17 protein-coding genes are annotated in these 21,463 nt (G+C 73.9%); 5 read left to right on the top strand and 12 right to left on the bottom strand.

What is annotated here, in order from left to right; translation table 11 throughout:
* The 12 genes from V6U77_RS24375 to V6U77_RS24320 form a co-directional block, all read right to left on the bottom strand.
* On the bottom strand, positions 1-695 hold a 695-nt coding region (locus V6U77_RS24375; protein WP_334608979.1), incomplete at its 3' end, for an SCO3242 family prenyltransferase.
* Complete coding sequence (locus tag V6U77_RS24370) at positions 679-1,839, bottom strand: inositol-3-phosphate synthase (RefSeq protein WP_334608978.1); 1,161 nt, start codon at positions 1,837-1,839, stop codon at positions 679-681. The genes V6U77_RS24370 and V6U77_RS24375, both read right to left, overlap by 17 nt.
* A gap of 484 nt (positions 1,840-2,323) precedes the next feature.
* Positions 2,324-3,547 (bottom strand): Gfo/Idh/MocA family protein, encoded by a 1,224-nt coding sequence (locus tag V6U77_RS24365; protein WP_442934499.1) that lies wholly within the window; start codon positions 3,545-3,547, stop codon positions 2,324-2,326.
* Positions 3,548-3,600: 53 nt separating this feature from the next.
* Positions 3,601-4,656, bottom strand: coding sequence for a substrate-binding domain-containing protein (locus V6U77_RS24360; protein WP_334608974.1), 1,056 nt, complete (start codon positions 4,654-4,656; stop codon positions 3,601-3,603).
* Positions 4,657-4,777: 121 nt separating this feature from the next.
* On the bottom strand, positions 4,778-5,899 hold the full coding sequence (locus V6U77_RS24355; RefSeq protein ID WP_334608973.1) for an ABC transporter permease: 1,122 nt from the start codon (positions 5,897-5,899) through the stop codon (positions 4,778-4,780).
* Positions 5,896-7,407 carry a sugar ABC transporter ATP-binding protein gene (locus V6U77_RS24350; protein ID WP_334608982.1) on the bottom strand — a complete coding sequence of 504 codons (1,512 nt, stop codon included), beginning with the start codon at positions 7,405-7,407 and terminating at the stop codon, positions 5,896-5,898. The genes V6U77_RS24355 and V6U77_RS24350 overlap by 4 nt, the downstream gene beginning before the upstream one ends.
* A gap of 296 nt (positions 7,408-7,703) precedes the next feature.
* Positions 7,704-8,882 carry an ROK family protein gene (locus V6U77_RS24345; protein ID WP_334608972.1) on the bottom strand — a complete coding sequence of 393 codons (1,179 nt, stop codon included), beginning with the start codon at positions 8,880-8,882 and terminating at the stop codon, positions 7,704-7,706.
* Positions 8,883-9,356: 474 nt separating this feature from the next.
* Positions 9,357-10,472: a YihY/virulence factor BrkB family protein gene (locus V6U77_RS24340; RefSeq protein ID WP_334608971.1), complete on the bottom strand. Its 1,116-nt coding sequence runs from the start codon at positions 10,470-10,472 to the stop codon at positions 9,357-9,359.
* 63 nt (positions 10,473-10,535) lie between these two features.
* Positions 10,536-11,336, bottom strand: coding sequence for an ABC transporter permease (locus V6U77_RS24335; RefSeq protein ID WP_334608970.1), 801 nt, complete (start codon positions 11,334-11,336; stop codon positions 10,536-10,538).
* A 10-nt stretch (positions 11,337-11,346) separates the two neighbouring features.
* A complete protein-coding gene (locus V6U77_RS24330; protein WP_334608981.1) occupies positions 11,347-12,147 on the bottom strand; it encodes an ABC transporter permease in 801 nt (266 codons plus the stop codon).
* A 107-nt stretch (positions 12,148-12,254) separates the two neighbouring features.
* Positions 12,255-12,797, bottom strand: coding sequence for a hypothetical protein (locus V6U77_RS24325; protein WP_334608968.1), 543 nt, complete (start codon positions 12,795-12,797; stop codon positions 12,255-12,257).
* A 237-nt stretch (positions 12,798-13,034) separates the two neighbouring features.
* On the bottom strand, positions 13,035-13,967 hold the full coding sequence (locus V6U77_RS24320; protein ID WP_334608967.1) for an ABC transporter ATP-binding protein: 933 nt from the start codon (positions 13,965-13,967) through the stop codon (positions 13,035-13,037).
* Positions 13,968-14,474: 507 nt separating this feature from the next.
* On the opposite strand from V6U77_RS24320, the gene V6U77_RS24315 reads away from it, so the two are divergent.
* The 5 genes from V6U77_RS24315 (at position 14,475) to V6U77_RS24295 (ending at position 21,463) form a co-directional block, all read left to right on the top strand.
* Positions 14,475-16,604: a TRAP transporter permease gene (locus V6U77_RS24315; protein WP_334608966.1), complete on the top strand. Its 2,130-nt coding sequence runs from the start codon at positions 14,475-14,477 to the stop codon at positions 16,602-16,604.
* The gene (locus V6U77_RS24310; RefSeq protein ID WP_334608964.1) at positions 16,601-17,620 is read left to right on the top strand and encodes a TAXI family TRAP transporter solute-binding subunit; all 1,020 of its coding nucleotides are present in this window, start codon (positions 16,601-16,603) and stop codon (positions 17,618-17,620) included. Before V6U77_RS24315 ends, V6U77_RS24310 begins: the two co-directional genes overlap by 4 nt.
* A 68-nt stretch (positions 17,621-17,688) precedes the next feature.
* Positions 17,689-20,109 (top strand): sensor histidine kinase, encoded by a 2,421-nt coding sequence (locus V6U77_RS24305; protein WP_334608962.1) that lies wholly within the window; start codon positions 17,689-17,691, stop codon positions 20,107-20,109.
* Positions 20,106-20,498, top strand: a complete 393-nt coding sequence (locus V6U77_RS24300; protein WP_334608960.1) for a roadblock/LC7 domain-containing protein — start codon at positions 20,106-20,108, stop codon at positions 20,496-20,498. Before V6U77_RS24305 ends, V6U77_RS24300 begins: the two co-directional genes overlap by 4 nt.
* The gene (locus tag V6U77_RS24295) at positions 20,495-21,463 is read left to right on the top strand and encodes a TAXI family TRAP transporter solute-binding subunit (RefSeq protein WP_334608958.1); all 969 of its coding nucleotides are present in this window, start codon (positions 20,495-20,497) and stop codon (positions 21,461-21,463) included. The genes V6U77_RS24300 and V6U77_RS24295 overlap by 4 nt, the downstream gene beginning before the upstream one ends.

Raw genomic sequence — 21,463 nt, 5'->3', positions numbered from 1 at the left:
GGGGCACGCCGGGGCGCCAGGTCGGGCGTGGCGCGGGGGTCGTGGCCGGGTGCCCGGGCGGGCACGGGGCCGCGGCGGGTGCGGCCCGGACGGGGCCGGGTGGCGACGCTCGCGGCCACCAGCGCGGTGCCGGCGAGGGTACGCAGCGGCAGCGCGGCGTCGGCGCCGGTGACCTCCCGTCGGGAGAGCGCCGTGACCGTCCACGTGTGGGCGGCGACGGTGACCGCCGCCGGCACCGCCCCGCGCAGCCGGCCGCCCGTCGCGCCGAGTAGCACGTCCAACCCCCGGCAGGCAGCCATCACGGCCGGCCCGGCTGCGGTCGGCTTCGCCGCGAGGTCGTACCCCCAGACGGCGGCGACGAGCGGGACGGCGACCGTGGCGGCGCGCCGGCCCCCGGCGGCGGTGGCCAGGGCGACCCCGGCGGCGGTGAGCCCGGCGGCGAGGCCGAGCGCGACCCCGGGGGCGACCCGGCCGCTGGGGATGGGCCGCTCGGGGCGCTCCACGGCGTCCAGCCGGCGGTCGGCCCAGTCGTTGGCGGCCATCCCCGCCCAGTAGAGCAGGACGGACGCGGCGGCCAGCGCGGGCGTACGCGGGCCGAGCGCGCCGGCGGCCGCCGCACCGGCGACGACGTCCCCGGGCACCGACAGCGCGGCCGGCGCCCGGACCAGTTCGGCGAGGTCAGCGAGGCGCGGCATCGGTGCCCCCCGCGTGCAGCCGACGGGCGAAGCCGCACAGCCGGGTCCACTGCTCGGCCAGCGAGTGGGTGGGCGCGCCGAGCGGGTCCTTGAAGAAGAAGGCGAGGTCGGTCAGGGGGCCGGCGTGACCGGCGGCGTGCGCGGCGGCGGTGAGCCGGGCCAGATCGAGCACGAGGGGCGCGGCCAGGGCGGAGTCGCAGCCGTGCCAGGTGAACTCCATGCGCATCCCGGTGCCGAGGAAGCCGGCGAAGGTGATCAGGTCCCACGCGGTCTTGAAGTCGCCGAGCGCCTCGACGTACTCGATCCGGGTGCCGCCCTGCGGCAGGTGCCCGAGGGTCTCGCCGAGCACCCGCTGCTTGCTCTCCACCTTGGCCGCGTTGGCCGCCGGGTCGGTGAGGGTGGCGCCGTCGCCGCCACCGAGCAGGTTGATCCCGGACCAGGAGCGCACCGCGAGGTGGCGCATCGCGAACATCGGCGCGAGCACCGACTTGACCAGGGTCTCCCCCGTCTTGCCGTCGTGCCCGGCGTACGGGATCCCACCCTCGGCGGCCAGCGCCGTCAGGGCCGGCAGCCGCAGCCCCGTGGACGGGGTGAAGTCGACGTACGGGCAGCCCGCCCGTACCGCCGCGTACGCGTAGAGGGAGCTGGGCGGCAGCACCTCGTCGGCACCGGTGAGCGCGGCCCGCAGCGCGTCCGGGTCGGCGTGCCCCGGGTGAGGGCGGGCGGCGGGTTCGGTCGCCGAGACGTTGACCACCACCACCCGCTCCAGCCGGTGCCGGCGGCGGAAGTCGCCGAGGTCGCGTACGGCCGCGTCGGCCCGGTCCGCCTGGGTGCCGCCGGCGGGGGCCGGACGCAGCTCGCGCTCGACGGCGGCCAGCTCGTCGGGGAGGGCGGCGACCAGCCGGCCGGGCAGCACGCCGGCGGTGGCCAGGGTCTCGGCTCGCTTCGCCAGCGGGGTGGTGACGACGTCGTACCCGCCGAAGACCAGGTCGGTGAAGGCCGGTAGGGCGGGCCCGCGCAGGTCGGGCAGCTCGGTGACGCAGCCGGTCGGGCCGGTGAGCCCGGCCCGCAGGGCGAGCGCCCCCACGATGCTGGTGGTCGCGACCGAGCCGCGCGCTCCCACCAGCCAGACACCCGTACGCATGGTGCTCCTTCCCGATCAGGAGGAACCAGCCGTGCATTGAGTTATATAGATATCAGAAGTTTGTTCAGAAAGACATGGATCTGTGCGGATGGGCCCCGTCCGCCGGCCCGCCCCGGGAGGAGCCCACCGGACCGGTGTCGACGTCGGCGGCGACGACCCCGGCCCGGTTCCCGGTGCGGACGCGGACGGACGGGGCTGGCAGGCAGGGCCGGTCGGCGTCTCGTCCCTGCCTCCCCCGCATCCGCCGGCCGGGCGACGGCGCGCACCGACCGGACGTCGTGGGGTGACGCGGCCCGGCGGGTCGCCGGGTGGTGACGGTCCTCCGGTGCGACCGGGGAATCCCGGTCCGGCCGCACCGGACGACCGTTCTGCTCGTGCGGCACCGGGCCACGCCGGCCCGGCCGCACGCCCTCCGGTCCCGACCTCGTCCCGGCCGCGGGGCGCAACCGCGGCCGGTCCCTCGCCGGTCGGCACCGGAGTCGGCTCAGACGGCGACCGCGGCCAGGGCCGGCTCCACCTCCGTCCACGAGGAGCCGAGCTCCGCCGACCGGGTCACCGCGTCCAACACCAGCTGGACCTGCAACCCGTCGACGAAGGAGGGGGCCGGGTCGACGCCGGTGGCGACCGCCTCGACGAAGTCGCGCGCCTGGTGGGTGAAGGAGTGCTCGTAGCCGATGAGGTGCCCGGGCGGCCACCAGGCGGACATGTACGGATGCTCCCCCTCCGTCACCAGGATGCGGCTGAAACCCTGCTCGGCGGCGGGACGCGTCGCGTCGTAGAACTCCAGCTCGTTGAGGCGCTCCAGGTCGAAGGCCACCGTGCCCAGCGAGCCGTTGATCTCCACCCGGAGGGCGTTCTTGCGTCCCGTGGCGAACCGGCTCGCCTCGTACGTGGCCAGCACGCCGCCGTCGAGCCGGGCCACGAAGACCGCCGCGTCGTCGACGGTGACCGGACCGGTGGCGGGGCGGTGGCCGTCGGCGCCGTTGGCGTCGGCCACCGTCAGCCCGTCGACCGCCGTCCCGTCCACCGTCGCCGCCAGCCCGCTCGACCCGGCCGGCAGCGGCCGTTCCTTCACGAACGTCTCGGTGATCGCGCTGACCCCGGTGATCCGCCGGCCGGTGACGTACTGGGTCAGGTCGATGATGTGCGCGCCGATGTCGCCGAGCGCGCCCGAGCCGGCCCGGTCCCGCTGCAACCGCCAGACCAGGGGGAACTGCGGGTCCACGATCCAGTCCTGCAGGTACGTCGCCCGGACGTGCCGGATCACCCCGAGCCGCCCGTCGGCGACGAGCTGGCGCATCACCGCCACCGCCGGCACCCGCCGGTAGTTGAACCCGCACATCGACCGCACCCCGGCGGCCTGCGCGGTGACCGCCGCGGCGGCCATCGCCCGGGCCTCGGAGATCGTGTTGGCCAGCGGCTTCTCGCACAGCACGTGCTTGCCGGCGGCCAGCGCGGCGAGGGCGATCTCGGCGTGGCTGTCCCCGGGCGTGCAGACGTCGACCACGTCGATGTCGTCGGAGGCGACGAGGTCGCGCCAGTCGGTCGTGTGCGCGTCCCAGCCGAGCCGGCCGGCGGCGTCGGCCACCTTGCCGGCGTCCCGGCCGCAGATCAGCGCCATCCGGGCCCGCGCCGGCAGGTCGAACACCCGGTTCACGGTGCGCCACGCCTGTGAGTGCGCGGCGCCCATGAACGCGTAGCCGACCATGCCGACCCGCAGTTCTCTGTCTGTCGTGGACAAGGTGGGTCTCCCCCCGTGTGTCAGAACCCGAGCTTGAGGTAGTCGCCCGCGTTCTCCTTGGTGATCGTCTCGGAGGCGAGGATGATCTCCTTGGGCACCTGGAGTTCCACCAGGTCGGACATGCCCCTGCCCTGGCCGATCAGGCGGGCCAGGGAGATGGCCGAGGAGGCCATCGAGGGGCTGTAGGTCACGGTCGCCTTCAGCACCGTGTTGTCGGCCTGGATGTCCTCCATCGCCTTCTTCGAGCCGGCGCCGCCGACCATGAAGAACTCCTTGCGGCCGCTCTGGCTGACCGCCGCCAGCACGCCGATGCCCTGGTCGTCGTCGTGGTTCCAGAGCGCGTCGATCTTCGGCAGGGCCTGGAGCAGCTGCGCCGCCTCCTGCTGCCCCGAGTCGGCCGTGAACCGCGCCGCCCGGCGGTTGGCGACCTTGAAGCCGCTCGCCGTCAGGGTGTCGACGAAGCCCTTCGACCGCTCCTGGGTCAGCTCCAGCTCGTCCATGCCGGCGATCTCGCCGATCACCGGGTTGCTGACGCCCTTGGCCTTGAACTGCTCGATCATGTAGGTGGCGGCGGCCACGCCCATGCCGTAGTTGTCTCCCTTGATCTGCAGCCGGTAGGCCCGGGCGTCCGGGAAGGCCCGGTCCAGGTTGACCACCGGCACGCCGGCCTTCATCGCCTCCAGGCCGAACGCGTTGAGCTCCTTGCCGTCGTGCGGCAGCAGCACGATCACGTCGGGCTTCTGCGAGATCAGCGTGGACAGCGCGGCCCGCTGCGCCGCCGCGTCCGCGCCGGCCTCGACCGACTTGAACTCCACGTCGGAGTACGCCCCGGCCTGCGCCTTGGCGTTGTTGGTGATGGCGGCGATCCAGCCGTGGTCCGCGGCGGGCGCCGAGAAGCCGATGACGACCCGTTTGCCGGGCTCGTTGTTGCCGCCCGGCGCGGCCGCCGCCTTGGTCTGCGCCTCGGTCGGCTGGGTCTCGTTGCTGGTGCAGCCGGCGAGCAGCACGCCGGCGCCGACGGCGGCCCCGCCGAAGAGCAGCCGGCGACGCGACATGTCGCGACTGTGCTGGGTCATGACGACCTCCTGGTTTGACGGTGGTGGAGGAAACTCGCGGTGCGGAACACAGGGAGCGCGTGCGGGGCCCGGCCACCGTCGCTCGGGTGGCCCGGATGCCGCGCGGGTCGGGGTGGGCGGGTCAGGTGGTGAGCCGGTTGCGGCCCAGGAACTGGGTGAGGCTGCGGAACTGGACCTGCTGGACCAGGACGGCGGCGACGATGATGCCGCCCTTGACCATGTTCTGGGCCTCGGTGGAGAGGCCGTTGATGGCGAAGAGGTTGGTGATGGTGGCGAAGATGACCACCCCGAGCAGGGAACCGATGATGGTGCCCCGCCCGCCGCTGAGCAGCGTGCCGCCGATGATCGCGGCGGCGATCGCGTCCAGCTCGTAGAGGTTCGCCATCGCCGCCTGCGCCGAATTGGCCTGGGCGGTGAGCATGATGGCGGCGATGCCGCAGCAGAGGCCGGAGAGCCCGTAGAGCAGCACCGTGTGCCGCCGGACGTTGATGCCGGCGAGCCGCGCGGCCTCCGGGTTGCCGCCGACGGCGACCGTACGCCGGCCGAAGGTGGTGCGGTTGAGCAGCACCCAACCGGCGGCGACCACGGCGGCGAGGATGTAGACCAGCAGCGGGATGCCCAGCAGGCTGTTGCTGGCGAGGCCGTTGATGAAGCCGTTGTCCGACACCTGGGTCTGCTTGTCGGAGATCTCGGCGGCCAGGCCCCGGGCGGCCACCAGCATGGCGAGGGTGGCGATGAACGGCACCAGCCGGCCGTACGAGATGAGCAACCCGTTGACCAGGCCGACCGCCAGCCCGACGGTGAGCGCGCTGAAGATCATGCCGCCGGCGCCGTAGCTCTGGGTGGCCACCGTGGTGCACCAGACCCCGGCCAGCGCGACGATCGCCCCGACGGAGAGGTCGATGCCGCCGCCGATGATGACGAAGGTCATCCCGACGGTGACCACGCCGACCACGGCCGCCAGCTTGAGGATGCTCAGGACGTTGTCCCACACCCAGTCCGGGTCGGAGTACAGGTCGGATCGGGTGAGGGCGCCGATCACGACGAGCACGACCAGCACCCCGACCAGGCCGAGGTTGCGGCGGACGCCCTCGCCGCCCTCGCCCCGCCACCAGGAGATCCGGCCCGGTGACGCTACCTTGCCGACGGCCGCCGCGGTCTGCGCCGGGTCCACCGGCGGCGACTGCGCCGGCAGCTGCGCCGCCCGCTGCGGCGCCACGGTGGGAGTAGGACCCTCGGTCATGCCGGTGCGCCTTCCATCAGGGACCCCGCCATGACGAGGTCGAGCACGGTGTTCTCGTCGAGTTCGCCGGCCGGTGCCTCACGGACGACCCGCCCCTCCCGCATCACCAGCACCCGGTCGGCCAGGCCGAGCACCTCGGGGACCTCGCTGGAGACCAGCAGCACCCCGACGCCGCGCGCGGCCAGCCCCCGGATCACCTGGTAGAGCTCCGCCCGGGCGCCGACGTCGACACCCCGGGTCGGCTCGTCGAGCAACAGCAGCCGGGTGTCGCCGAGCAGCCAGCGCCCGACCACCACCTTCTGCTGGTTGCCGCCGGAGAGGGTGCGCACCGGCCGGCGTACGTCGCGGGGGCGCAGCTCGAGGCTCGCGGCGATCCGGTCCGCCTCGGCCCGTTCCCGCCCGACGTCGGTGAACCCGGCGCGGGCGTAGCGGCCGAAGGTCGCCAGCGTCACGTTGCGGTAGATCGGCTCGCCGAGCAGCAGCGCCTGGCTCTTGCGCTCCTCGGGGGCCATGCCCATGCCGGCCCGCACCGCCGCGCCGACGCTGCCCCGGCGCAACGCCCGGCCGGCCATCCGCACCGAGCCGGCGTCGGCACGGCGCGCGCCGTAGATGGTCTCCAGCAGTTCGGAGCGGCCCGACCCGACCAGCCCGGCGATGCCGACGATCTCGCCGGCCCGCACCCGGAGCGAGACGTCGGCGAACTCGCCGGCCCGGGTCAGCCCCTCGACCGTGAGCAGCTCCGCGCCGCCGGCCGCGTCGGCCGGGCGGTCCGGGAAGACGTACTCGATGGTGCGGCCGGTCATCCGGCTGACCAGGTCGCGGGTCGGGGTGTCGCGGGCCGACAGGTTCGCCGCGGTGGTCCGGCCGTCCTTGAGTACGGTGACCCGGTCGCCGATCTCGCGGATCTCCTCCAGCCGGTGGGAGATGTAGATGACGGCGATGCCCTGCGCGGTCAGTTCCCGGATGATCCGGAACAGGTTGCCCACCTCGTCGTGGGCCAGCACGGCGCTCGGCTCGTCCATGATGATCAGCCGGGCCTCGTGGGAGAGCGCGCGGGCCATGCTGACGATCTGCTTGCCGGCGGCCGGCAGCGCCCGCACCATCCGCCCGGGCGGGATCTCGGCGTGCCCGAGCCGGCCGAGGATCTGCCGGGTGTGCCGGGCCATGGCGCCCCGCCGGACGAAGCCGAGCCGACGCGGCTCGTGGCCGAGGAAGGCGTTCTCCGCGACCGAGAGGTCCTCGACCAGATCGAGTTCCTGGTAGATCGTGGCGATGCCGGCACGCATCGCGGCCTGCGGATTGGCGAAGGTGGCCGGCTCGCCCCGCCACTCGACGAGCCCCGAGTCGGGCCGGTGCACCCCGGCCAGGACCTTGATCAGGGTGGACTTGCCGGCGCCGTTCTGCCCGAGCAGGCAGTGCACCTCGCCGGCGCGCACCTCCAGCTGCACCCCGTCGAGGGCCCGTACGCCCGGGAAGGTCTTGACCACGTCGGTGAGGCGCAGCACCACCTCGCCCGCGACGGTGTCGGCGGGCGCCTCGACCAGCGGGGCGCCGGCGGGTACCACCTGCGCCGGCCCGCCGGCGGCCGTCTCCTCGGATCGGACCACGGTCTCCTCCTCGCGCTCGGTCACAGCTCCTTCTCCGTTCGCGACCGCGGGGCTCGCAGACCCGGCCCACTCCCCGCGCTCACAGCTCCTTCTCCGTTCGCGACCGCGGGGCTCGCAGACCCGGCCCACTCCTCGCGCTCACAGCTCCTTCTCCGTTCGCGACTGCGGGGCTCGCAGGCCCGGCCCACTCCTCGCGCTCACGATGCCTCCGCGAAGGCGACGTCGCTGGCGAGCACGGCCGCGCCGGCCACACCGGCGCGCGGGCCGAGTTCGGAGAGGACGACGGGAAGGTTGCCGGTGGCCAGCGGCAGCGACCGGCGGTAGACCACGCTGCGGATCTCCGCGAGGAGGATGTGCCCGAGCTGGGCGAGCCCGCCGCCGATCACGATCATCGACGGGTTGGTGAAGCTGACCAGCCCGGCCAGGACCCCACCGACCCGCCGACCCCCGTCGCGGATCAGCTGGATGCAGGTCACGTCCCCCTCGACCGCGCCTCCGGCGACGTCCAGGGCGGTCACCGCACCGCGCGCGGCCAGCCGTTCGGCCAGCGCGGGCGAGGTGCCGCTGCGCGCGGCGGCGGTCGCGTCCTTGGCCAACGCAGCCCCGCTGAACAGCGCCTCCAGGCAGCCGACGTTGCCGCAGGAGCACATCGGGCCGTGCGAGTCGACCTGGATGTGGCCGATGTCCCCGGCGCAACCGTCGGTGCCCCGGTAGACCTCGCCGCTGAGATAGATCCCGCACCCTACTCCGGTGCCGATCTTCACGAAGAGGAAGTCGTCCACGGAGTGGGCGACCCCGCCGTGCCGTTCCCCGATCGCCATGATGTTGACGTCGTTGTCGACCACCGCCGGGCAGCCGTGCTCGCGGGTGAGCAGCTCGCGCACCGGGAACCGGTCCCACCCCGGCATGATCGGCGGGGAGACGGGCACGCCGTCGCGGAAGCTGACCGGGCCGGGCACCCCGATGCCGACGGCGTCGAGCCGCTCGTAGGCACCGTCGACCCGGGCCTTGTGCAGCAGCTCGTTGACCCGCTGGAGGATCACCTTCGGGCCGGTGCGGATGTCGGCCGCCTCGGCGTACGCGGCGACCGGCTCGAGCCGGCCGTTGACCACCTCGACGTCGACGGAGCTGGCGCCGAGGTCGACGGCGGCGAAGCGCAGGCGCGGGCTCAACTCGACCAGGGTGGAGCGGCGGCCGCCCCGGGAGGCGGCCAACCCCGCCTCGGCGACGTAGCCGAGGCCGACGAGGCGTTCCAGCTCCGCCAGCAACCGGGGACGGGGCATCTGCAACCGGTCGCCCAGCTCGGCCCGGGACACCGCCCCCTCGTCACGGAGCAGGCGCAGCAGCCGTACGTGCAGGGGGTCGACCGTCCGCACCGGACTCACCTCTTCGCGAGCTCGTTCACATCGACGTGGTGCCGAGGTGTCGTTGCTCGACACAGTAGGAGCGTTCCGCGCCACGTGTCCAGAGCTTCGGCCGGTTTGACGCAAACTTTTGTCCGTACGAACAAAAGCCTCGGGAGGATCAAGAAAAGCCGCGCCCTGCGGCGATCCAACGAACGCCGAGACCCGGCCGACGTTGCTGCCGCAGGCCCAGCCGCTGCCTACCGCATTCCCAGCCGCCGGTGATCAGGACGCCATGTACCTCAAAGCCGGCGGATGACGTCCACCAATTCCTGATCACCGGGGGCGCTCACCCCTGCGGAGGCAGGCGACACGCGCCAAGAGGCACGCGCGCCCAAGCGGCGGGCGGGCGGACACGTGCGCGCCAGCGCGGAACGCGCCGCCGCCCCGGCACCGGAGCGGTGGCGGGGCGGCGGGGAGACGTGGTGGGCGGATGCGGCGGCGCGCTCAGCTGCGGTTGGCGGCGTTGCGCTTCTTCTTCAGCTTGCGGTCGTCGCGCAGCTCCACGTACGGCTCCTCGTCCGGGGAGTGGCCCGCCTCGATGGCGCGGCTGCGCTCCAACTCGGCGTCGAACTCCGCGCCGAGGAGGATCGCGATGTTGCTCAGCCACAGCCAGATCAAGAAGATGATCACACCGGCGAGCGCCCCGTACGTCTTGTTGTACGAGCCGAAGTTGCTGACGTAGAGCGCGAAGAGACCCGAGATCACCAGCCAGATCACCACGGCCAGTACGCCGCCGGGGCTGACCCAGCGGAAGCCACCGTGCCGCGCGTTCGGCGACGCCCAGTAGAGGATCGCGAACATCAGGCTCACCAGGAGCAGCAGTACCGGCCACTTGGCGATGTTCCACACGGTCACCGCCGTCGAACCCAGCCCGATCGCCTCCCCGACCTGCTCGGCGAGGCCGCCGGTGAAGACCACGATCACCGCGCTGGCCAGCAGCATGACGCCGATCACCGCGGTGACCCCGACGCGGATCGGCAGCGTCTTCCAGATGGGGCGCCCCTCCGGCACGTCGTAGATCGTGTTGGAGGCGCGCATGAACGCGGCGATGTAACCCGACGCCGACCAGAACGCGGCCAGCAGACCGAGGATGGCGGCGAACCCGGCGAAACCGCCGCTGGCCTGAGCCTGGTCGATCGCCCCCTCGACGATCTGCCGGATCTCCCCCTGCGGCACCGCCTGGTTGACGGTGTCCTTGACACCCTGCGTCGCGCCCGGACCGAGCAGGCCGAGGATCGAGACCAGCACCAGCAGGCCGGGGAAGATCGAGAGCACCCCGTAGTACGTCAGGGCCGCCGCCCAGTCGGTCAGGCTGTCGTCCTGGAACTCGCGCACCGTACGGCGCAGCGCGGCCTTCCACCCGGCGCCCGGCAGCTCGGCCGGGCTGTCGGGGCCCTCGTCGGGGCCGACCGGACCGCGACCCGGGCCGCGCCGCCCGGCACGCGCGTCGGATTCCCGCCCGGCGTGGCCCGGCCGGCGGTCGCTCACCCGGTCGGCGGCCGCCGTCACGGAATCGTCGCGGTCGCGCCCGCTGCGGGCGGAAGACTCGTCGGAGGCCATCGCCCCTCCTCGTGCTCGGTGTCAGTCCCCTCGACATGCCCCGGCAGCGGCCACCGTTAACCCCTAGCCGTAGAGCAACCTGCCCATCCGGCGCGAGGCGATCAGCAGCCCCAGGGCCACCGCCGCGAGCAGGTAGAGCACGTCGAGCACCCACTCCCAACCGGCCGCGCCCACCGAGACGCCGCGGATCAGGTGCACCGCGCGGTAGAGCGGGGTCACCTCCACCGCCCAGCGCAGCGCGGCCGGGTAGGACTCGGCGGGGACGAACGTGCCGGAGAAGAGGAAGAGGGTGAACTGGGCCGCCGACATCAGGTCGAAGTCGTGCCAGCTGCGCATGAATGTGGTGATCGCCATCCCCAGCGCGCCGAAGGCGAAGCCGACCAGCACGGCCGCCGGGAACGCGACCAGCGCCCGCGCCGCGGTGGTCAGGTCCATCACCACCATCACCACCAGGAAGGCGGCCGAATAGGCGCCGCCGCGCAGCATCGCCCAGAGCAGTTCCCCCAGGGCGATCTCGAACGGCCGCACGGGGGTGGCGATCACCCCGTCGTACAGCTTCATCTGCTTCATCTTCCCGAAGAAGTTGAAGGTCGTCTCCGACAGCGCGCCGGACATGGCCGACGACGCGAGCATCGCCGGCGCGACGAACGCCGCGTAGGTGACGACCGCACCGCCGGGCAGGGTGAGGTCGCCGATCAACCGGCCGACCCCGACACCGATCGAGAGCAGGTAGAGCAGCGGCTCGACGAAACCGGAGACGAGCAGCAGCCAGTAGACGGCCTTCAGCGCGGCGATGTTGCGCTCGGCCACGGAGACCGACCGGCGGGACGCGGCGACCAGCCGGGGCAGGACCAGAGCGACCACGGCGACCCTCCTAGACGACCAGCCTGCGACGGAACGCGCGCCGGGCCAGCAGCCAGCCGCCGACCGCCCAGGCCGCGAGGTAGAGCAGGTGACCGGCGACGGACCACTGCGGAGCCACGCCGAGCGCCGCGGCCCGGCACAGGTCGACGCCGTGCCAGAGCGGGGTCGCGTACGCCAGCCAGCGCAACGCCGGGGGCAGCGACTCGACGGGGAAGAACACGCCGGCGAAGAGCGTCATCGGGATCACCGCGAAGCGGAGCAGCATCGCCAGCCAACTGTCGACGGAGACCACCGACGCGTACGCGAAGGTCGGCGCGGCGACGGCCAGCCCGAGCAGCGCCGTCACCGGCAGCGCGGCGAGCGCCCACGGCGAGCGCAGCGCCCCGAGCAGGGCCGTCACCAGCAGGAACGCCGCGACGGTGGTGACCACCCGGAACACCACGAAGGCCAGGTGCCCGCCGAGGATGTCGCCCACCCGCAGCGGCGCCGCGCTCTGCGCCATGTAGGTCCTGACCCACTGGAAGTTGCCGAACACCGGCCACGTCGACTCGCTGACGGCCGTCTGCAACGCCGTCGACGCGATCAGTCCAGGCACGATCCAGTCGAGGTAGGGCACCCCGCCGAGGCCCTGGTCGATGTAGGCGCCGACGCCGACGCCGAAGCCGAGGACGGTCAGCAGCGGCAGCAGGAACGACGAGAACAGCCCCGCCCGCCAGGTGCGCCGGTAGCCGACCAGGTGGTGCGACAGCACCGCCAGCGCCGGCACCCGTGGCAGCGCCGGACGCGCCCGTTCCCGCGCCGACCGCGGCACACTCACGCGACCACCCCCGTCTCGCTCCGCGCCCACCAGGGCCTTCCTACCTCGCGGGTACGACAGGCTGCGGCCACCGCGCGGCGACCCCGCCGGTCCGTCGCCCGTCAGCGCCGGCGGGCCGCGCGGAGCAGCACCAGCACCGCGTAGCCGAGCAGCAGCAGCCCGGCGCCCGTGCCGACGACGAGCCCCGCCGACACCGCCGTGGCGAGCGCGGTGACCAGCCCGGCCAGGGCGACGACGCACATCGCCGCCCCGAGCAGCCACAGCACCGGGTCGCGCAGCACCGGCACGAGGGGGAGGAAGTGCAGCCCCACCACGGCGCAGACCAGCACCGGGACGAACTCCGAGAGCCCGACGAGGGCGAGCAGGGCGGCGCCGAGCCCGGCGGCGGCGAACTCGGCGAGGACGATCAGCAGGTAGCGACGGTCGGCGGCGCGGTCGCGGGCGACGTCCGCGTCCGCGGGGCTGCGGGCCACGACCACCGCGCCGACCACCGCCGTGACCAGCGCCGCCCCGCTCGCGACCACCAGCACGGCGCGCAGGGGCTGTTCGGCGGCCGGCACGCTGAACCAGATGGTCGCGAAGACGCCCAGATAGAGCGCGGTGAGCCCGGCCTGGCGGCGGGACTGGAACTCCAACCTCGACATGGCACCCCCGTGTGCGTCGTCGGGCGGACGACGTGCCGCCGATGCTACGTAACGGCCGGTGCCGCCGCATCCGCCGGACACGCCCCGCTGCCACGCGCCGGCCCGCCGGTCACGGCCCGATACGACGCGCACGCGCCGGTCCGCCGGTCACGGCCCGATACGACGCGCCGGCCCGCTGCCGCGCCCGCCGGGTCACGCCCCGTCCGGTGGCGCGGCGCCACCGGACGCCCCGCCCGGTCAGTCGATGAGGGTGCGGCCGGTGAGGTGGAGGAAGACGTCCTCCAGGCTGCTGCGCCGGACCAGCACGTTGGCCGGGTGCAGCCCCCGCTCGCCGACCTCGACGACGGCCGCGTCGCCGTCGGGCACGTAGAGCAGGATCCGGTCGGGCAGCACCTCGACCCGCTCCCCCAGCCCGTCGAGCTTGTGGGCGAACGCCTCCTGCGACTCGGCGGCGAACCGCAGCTCCACCACCTCCCGGGTGGAGTGCCGGTCGATCAGCGCCCGGGGCGAGCCCTCGGCGACGATGCGCCCGCCGTCCATCACGACCAGGCGGTCGCAGAGCTGCTCCGCCTCGTCCATGTAGTGCGTGGTCAGGACCAGCGTGACGCCCTGCTGCTTGAGCCGGAACAGCCGTTCCCAGACCAGGTGCCGGGCCTGCGGGTCGAGGCCCGTCGTCGGCTCGTCCAGCAGCACGATCTCGGGCTCGTTGACCAGCGCGCGGGCGATGGTCAACCGCCGCTTCATGCCGCCGGAGAGGGGCTCCACCTTGCTGTCGGCCCGCTCGGTGAGCTGGACGAAGTCGAGCAGCTCGGCGGCGCGTTCCCGGGCCACCCGGCGGGAGATGCCGAAGTAGCGCGCGTAGGTGGTCAGGTTCTCCCGCACGGTCAGGTCGGGGTCGAGGTTGTCGAGCTGGGGGCAGACGCCCAGGCGGGCCCTGATCGCCGGCCCGTCGCGGACCGGGTCCATGCCGAGGATGCGCAGCTCGCCGCCGCTCGGCGGCGAGGTGCACCCGACCATCCGCATGGTGGAGGACTTGCCGGCGCCGTTGGGCCCGAGGAAGCCGAACGCCTCGCCGGCACGCACCTCGACGTCGATGCCGTCGACGGCGGTGAAGTCGCCGAACCGCTTCACCAGCGCCCGTGCCTGGATGAGGGGTGGAGCCGTGGTCATCGCCCGACCATAGCCCTCGCCTCACGACCTCGCGGCGGACCCGGCCGGCTCCGTCGCCGGCCGGTAGGGGTCGGACCGGACGGCAGGAGTGGGGCCGGACGGTGGGGGGCGCAGGCGCCCTGCTCAGGGCCCGTCCGGATACGCAGAGCGACGGAAACTACCCTGTGTAACGGCCTTGCGGGGCGGCGACGGCGTCCGGAGGGGAGGCCGGTCGCGCGCGACTACCGGACCAGAGTGGACGGATGGGATACCGCCCGCTCCCGGCTTGCCGCATTCTTACCAGTTACGGCAGGCACTCCCGCCGCTTATCAAGATTCAATTGTGGTCTCTCTGCGTAGTCGAGAGTCCAATTTAATTACTGCCCGCAATCACGATCAACAATATTCCGCCCGGTATCTTATTCGCGTATCGTGCCCCCTCGTGCCACCAGTGCGATCCTCCGGCGAATCCGTCCCGCAGCCGTCCACCGTGGGCCCGAGGTCCACGCCGGACGATGGCCCGGTCCCGTTGCCCCCCGAGGCGGACGACCGGGCCGATCCGGACACCGCCGCGCGCGATCCACGGGAACTCGCCGCGCAGTTCGAGGACGAAAAGCCCGGCCGGGAACTCACCGGGCCGATCGGCGTGCTGGTCACCGGAACGACGCTGGCGATCGCGCTGCTCGCCCTCTGGCAGGTGTTCGCCCCGCTGCCGCAGGGGAGCAAGTTCTATCTGATCATCTTCCTGGCCGGCATCCTGCCTATCGTCTTCCTGGCGTACCCGGCGGACCTGCGGCTGCCCCGGCGACTGCGCCGCACCGGCGCGGACGGGCCGGGCGACGCCGACCCGGCGGACCGCCGCGGGCACCGCGGCCCCACCGTGGCGGACTGGATCCTGGCCGGCGCGGCGCTGCTCAGCTGCCTCTACCCGGTGCTGCCCGTCGGCCTCGCGGACGGCGGCGGCGGGTACGACGCCTTCCTCGACCGGCAGGGCCTGCTCGTGGGCATGGACGTGGCGATGGGCACGATCCTGCTGCTCCTGCTGCTGGAGGCGTGCCGGCGCACCACCGGGTGGATCCTGCCGGCGGTCTGCGTGGTCTTCCTCGGCTACGGCTACTACGGCGGCCTGCTGCCGCAGTCCTGGCCGGTGGCCCACGCCGGCCTCGACTTCGGACAGATCGTCGACGGCCTCTACAACTCCGACAGCGGCTTCTACGGCACCCCGCTCGACGTCGCGGCGACGTACATCGTGCTGTTCACCATCTACGGCGCGGTGCTGGACCTCTCCGGGGCCGGCCGGTTCTTCGTGGAGCTGTCGGCCGCCGCCTTCCGGCGCTCCCGGACCGCCGCCGGGCGCACGGCCGTCGCCTCCGGGTTCCTGCTCGGCACCGTCTCCGGCTCCGGCGCGGCGACGACCGTCAGCATCGGCGCGGTCACCTGGCCCGTCCTGCGGCGCGCCGGCTACCCGCCGGAACGGGCGGGCGGCATGCTCGCCGCGGCCGGCGTCGGGGCGATCCTCTCCCCGCCCACCCTCGGCGCGGCGGCCTTCATCATCGCCGAGTACCTCGGCGTGTCGTACCTCCAGGTGCTCGGCTGGGCCACCGTCCCCACGGTGCTCTACTACCTCGGCATCCTCCTCGCCGTCGAGATCGACGCCCGGCGCTCGGGCGTACGGCCGGTGGTGATCGACACCGTGTCCCCCGGCCGGCTGCTGGCCCGGTTCGGCTACCACTTCCTGTCGCTCTTCGCGATCGTCGGGCTGCTCGCCGTCGGCTTCTCCGCGACGAAGGCCGTGGTGCTGGCCACCGTCCTGGCCGCCGCGCTGTCCTTCCTCGACCGTCGGCACCGGCTCACCCCCGCCCGGCTGCTCGCCGCGCTGAGCGCCGGCGTGCGCGGGGTGCTCGCGGTGAGCGCGGTCTGCGCCGCGGCGGGCATCATCACCGCCACCACCACCAAGACCGGCCTCGGCCCCCAGGCGGCGGCGCTGCTGGTCAGCGGCGCCCAGGCCGTCAGCTCCGAGCCGGCCGTGGTGCTGGCCCTCACCGCGCTACTCGCCGCCGTCGCCCTCACCCTGCTCGGGTTGGCCGTGCCGGTCACCGCGTCGTTCGTGATCGGCTGGGTGATCATCGGCCCGGCCCTGCTGGACCTGGGCGTCACGGCGCCCGCCGCGGCGATGTTCGTCTTCTACTTCGCGGTCCTGTCCGAGGCGTCCCCGCCGACCGCGCTCGCCGCGGTGGCCGCCGCCGCGGTGACCGGCGGCCGACTGGTGCCGACCATGTGGCAGACCCTGCGGTACGCCCTGCCGGCCTACCTCATCCCGCTGGCCTTCGTGGTCACCCCGACCGGCCTCGGGCTGCTCGGCATCGGGGGCCCGCAGCGGATAGCGGTCGCCGCGACGGTCGCCGCCCTCAGCGTCGCCGTGCTGGCGGTGGCGGCGGGCGGTTGGCTGCCCGGCGTCGGCCCCGCCGGCACGCCGGAGCGGATCCTCGGCGCGCTCGCCGGGCTGACGCTGCTCTGGCTCGAACCCGTGCCCGTCGCGATCGGCGCCGTCCTGGCTGCCGTCATGGTGGCGGGTGTGCTCGTCAGACGCGGATCCGCCGGCCGGAACGGCGGGCCGTCAGCAGTACCAACGGTGAACCATGGGGAGGAAAGACAGTGAGACGGATCAACGTGCGGCTCGCCGCAGGGGTTGGCGCGCTGGCCCTCGTCGCGGCGGGCACCGCCGGCTGCGGAGGCCGCCAGGACGGCGCGACCAAGGACGACGCCGCCAGTGAGGTCACCTGCAAGGTCACCGACAGCACCCGCGTCGGCATCGCCACCGGCAACGCCACCGGCGTCTACTACGTGGTCGGCAACGCCCTGGCCGGTCAGCTCTCCGGAGCGACCGAGGGCAAGCTGACCGGCACCGCCGCCGAGACCGGCGCCTCCGTGCAGAACATCGAGCAGCTCGTCGGCGGCCAGTACGACGTCGCCTTCTCGCTGTTCGACACGGCGGTCAACGCCGTGCAGGGCAAGGGCAGCTTCACCGCCCCGCAGCCGGTCGAGGCGCTCGCCCGGATCTACGACAACTACACGCAGGTCGTCGTCCGGGCCGACTCGGGGATCAACTCGGTCGCCGACATGAAGGGCAAGAAGATCTCCACCGGTTCCCCGAAGTCCGGCACCGAGGTCATCGCCAACCGGCTGCTGGAGGCCGCCGGCCTGGACCCGGCCAAGGACGTCCAGGCGCAGCGGCTCGACCTGACCAAGAGCGTCGAGGGCGTCAAGGACGGCAGCGTCGACGGGCTGTTCTGGTCGGGCGGGGTGCCGACGGGCGGGCTGACCGACCTGTTCACCACCGCCGGGGACAAGGTGAAGTTCATCGACATCACCCCGCTGTTGCCGAAGATGACCGAGCTCAACCCGGCGTACCAGGCGGGGTCCATCGGCAAGGACGTCTACAAGACCGCCGCGGACACCCCGACCATCGTGGTGCCGAACGTGCTGCTGGTGCGCAAGGACCTCAACGCGAACGTGGCCTGCGCGATCACCCGCACGGTGTTCGACCGGAAGGACGCCCTCGCCCAGGCCAACCCGGCCGCCAAGGGCATCAGCCTCGACAACGCCCGCAAGACCGACCCCGTACCGCTGCACCGCGGCGCGACCAAGGCCCTGCAGGACCTCGGCGCCAGCTGATCCCCGGTGCCGGGTCCGGGCCTCGGGCCCGGGCCCGGCACCCCCGACCCCTGCCCCGGAGGGCCCGAGTGTCGCTCCCCACCCCCGGCCGCGTACGCCGGCACCACCGGCCCGCCGACCACACCGACCGCCTGTGGTCGGTACGCACCCAGCTGCTCGCGCCCATCCTGGTGGCCACGGTGGGTCTGGTGGTGCTGGGGGCGGTCCAGACGGCCACCGCCCTGGACGCCTCCGACGACGCGGACCGTGCCCGGGTGCTGGCCGGCACCGCGACGGCCACCGTGCGCCTGGTGCACGAGCTGGAACGGGAGCTCGGCGAGACGGCGGCCCTGCGCCAGCGGGGTGGCAGCAGTGGACGGCCGCTCGTCGACGCCCAGCGGCGGCGGGTCGACGCGTCCGTCGAGCGCTACCGCAGCTCGAGCGCGGACGCCCGTCGCGCCGCCCCCGACCTGCGTCGGGTGCTCGACGGCGCCGACGCGCAGCTCGGCCAGCTCGAACCGGCCCGTGGATCCGCGCTGGGCGGCACCACCGCCGATCCCGCCTACCTGTCGCTGGTCGAGTCACTGCTCGCCGTCGCCGACGCGCTGCCGGCCCAGCTCCGCGACCGGGAGCTGGCCAACGGGGCCCGGGAGGTGGCGGCCGTCGCCGCCCAGGAGCACCTCGCCGCCGTGGAACGCGACCTGCTCCGCACGATCTTCGTGCGGGGCACGCTGGCGAACGGGGAACTGGTCCGCCTCGGCCAGCTGCGGGGCGCGCAGGAGCAGCGGCAGGCCGAGTTCTCCCGGATCGCCGGCAGGCCGGCGGCGGACGCGTACACCCGGCTGGTGGCCGGCACCGACGTCTCCACGGCCCGCAGGATGCGCGACAGCGCGCTCAACGTGGAGACCGAGCCCGCCGGCCTGAAGACCGACGGCGACGCCTGGTACGTGGCCCAGAGCGGGGCCATCCGGCGCCTCAACCTGCTCGGCCGGGAACTCTCCGAGGACCTCGACCGCAAGGCCGTCGGGCTGGCCCGCGACGCCCAGCGGCGGGCCCTGGTCACCGGCGGCGCGACGACCGCCGTCGCGCTGGCGTCGCTGACCGCCGCCGTGCTGCTGGCGGTCCGCACGAGCCGTCGGCTGCGCCGGCTGCGGGTCGCGGCGCTGACCATGGCGCACCGCGAGCTGCCCGAGCGGATCACCGCCATCGCGGCCGGCGACGGCGCACCGGCCGACGGGGCCGCCACCCGGCTGACCGCCGGCATCGGGCAGGGCCGGGACGAGATCGCCCAGGTCGCCCAGGCCTTCGACACGGTCAACCGGGCAGCCCTGCGCCTGGCCGGTGAGCAGGCCGAGGTGCGGATGGACGTGACCCGGATGGCCGAGGCCCTGGCCCGGCGCATCCGTACCCTGATCACCCGGCAGCTGCGGCTGCTCGACGAGTTCGAACGCGAGGAGACCGACCCGGACGCGCTGGCCCGGCTCTTCGCGCTGGACCACCTCGCCGCCCGCATGCGGCGGAACGGCGAGAACCTCCTGGTCCTCGCCGGCGGGGAGCCCGGCCGTACGCACGACGGCGCCCACCTGCTGGCCGACGTGGTGCGGGCGGCGGCCTCGGAGATCGAGGACTACCCGCGGGTGGAGGTCGACGTGCCGACCGCCGCGGTGCACGGCGCCGCCGTGGGCAACCTGGTCCACCTCCTCGCCGAGCTGCTGGAGAACGCCACCGTCTACTCCCCGCCGGACGCCCCGGTGCACGTCGACGGCCGGCGCACCATCGACGGCCTCACGCTGCGCGTGCACGACCAGGGAATCGGCATCAGCGACAGCCGGCTCGCCGCGATCAACGAGCGGCTGCTCTCCCCCGCGATGCTCTCCAGCGCCTCGGCCGGCAGCATGGGCCTGCACGTGGTGGCCCACCTGGCGGCCCGGCACGGGGTGCGGGTGCAACTGCGCAACAGCGGCGCGGGCACCGTCGCGCAGGTGGAGATCCCGGAGTCGGCGCTCACCCGCGTCGAGGAGGTCGCCCCGCGTACCGCCCCGCAGGGACGTGCCCCCGTACAGGCCGCCCCGCCGGTGCGCGCACCGGCGCCGCCCGTGCGGCAGGCGCCCGCGCCCGTGCGTACGCAGGCGCCGGTCGTCCCCGCACAGACCGCCTGGTTCCGGCCCCGGACCGGGAGCGGTGGTCCCGCCGCCGTGCCCGACCCGGCCAGCGTGCACCACGCGCCGACCATCACCCTTCCGGTGCTGGGCGCGCGCCCGTCCGGGTCGGGCGGCGTCGCCGCGACGCCGCCGTCCCCACCCGGGCCGCCCACGCTCACCGGCGCCGGGCTGCCGCGCCGGACCCGGGGCGGGCAACTGCCGGTCGCGCTGCACGAGGCCCCGCCGGCGCGTCCGGCGGGTGACCTGCTCGACCCCGAGGTCGTACGGTCCCGGCTGTCCTCGCTCGCCGAGGGTGTGGCCGCCGCGACCCGACGTACCCAGATGACACCCCCCAGGAGAAACCCATGACCCCCTCCGTGAGCCCCGGCCTGGACTGGCTGCTGGCCAACTTCGCCGAACAGGTGCCGGACGTGTCGCACGCCCTCGCGGTCTCCGGGGACGGGCTGCGGCTGGCGGCCTCACCCCATCTCGCGACCGACCAGGTGGACCAGCTCTCCGCCGTGATCAGCGGTCTGGCCAGCCTGACCGTCGGCGCCGCCCGGCTGATGTCGGCCGGCCGGGTACGCCAGCAGATCGTCGACATGGACGGCGGGGTGATGCTGGTGATGGCGGTCGGCGAGCGCGCGCTCGTCGGGGTGCTCGCCGCGCCCGGCTGCGACCTCGGCCAGATCGGCTACGAGACCGCCATGCTGGTCCAGCGGGTGGCGGAGGCCCTGGAACCGGCGGCCCGGGCGTGACCGGACGGTCCTTCCGGCTGCTGGCGGCCCTGCTGACGACCGTGCTCGCGGCCGGTTGCGGCGCGGCCGAGGCCGGGCCGCAGCCCTGGCACGGCGGGCGGATCTTCCTCGCCACCGGCAACACCACCGGCGTCTACTACCAGCTCGGCGGCGGCTACGCGGACGTGATCAGCCGCCACCTGCCCGGCTACGAGGCGCGGGCCGAGCCGACCGGCGCGTCGGTGGAGAACATCAACCGGCTGGCCAGCGGCGACATGGAGATCGCGTTCAGCCTCGCCGACACGGCGGCGGACGCCGCCGCGGGGCGCGGGGCCTTCGAGGGCCAGCCGCAGCCGGTGCGGGCGTTGGCCCGGGTGTACAGCAACTACACGCACGTGATCGTCCGCGCCGACGCGGAGATCACCAAGCTGTCGGGGCTGCGCGGCAAGCGGGTCTCCACCGGCTCGCCGAAATCCGGCACGGACATCATCGCCGGGCGTCTGCTGACCGCCGCCGGTCTCGACCCGGACCGCGACGTCGTACGGGCCACGCTCTCGCTGCCGGAGACGGTGCGGCGGATGCGCGCCGGCACGCTCGACGCGATGTTCTTCTCCGGCGGCCTGCCCACGCCGGGCATCGCCGACCTGCTGTCCAGTGCCCCCGGCACGTACGCGCTGCTGCCGATCGCCGACCTGATGGAGCCGCTGACCGCACGCCACGGGTCGGTCTACACCACGGCCGAGCTGCCGAAGGAGGTCTACCGGACGAAGAGCGGCACGCCGACGGTCACGGTGGCGAACGTCATCCTGGTCAGCGCCGACATGCCCGACCAGTTGGCGTACGACCTGACCCGGCTGCTCTTCGACTACCAGGCTGACCTTGTCAGGGTGCATCCGGAGGCCGGCAACTTCACCCAGCAGAGCGCCTCGGGCACCGACCCGATCCCGTTGCACCCGGGAGCCGCCCGGTTCTACCAGCGCGGTTGA

It is taken from the genome of Micromonospora sp. CPCC 205546 (assembly GCF_036902715.1).
Taxonomy (GTDB): domain Bacteria; phylum Actinomycetota; class Actinomycetes; order Mycobacteriales; family Micromonosporaceae; genus Micromonospora.
Note: the sequence above shows the minus strand (reverse complement) of the source record. Positions and strands in the feature narration are given on the sequence as shown.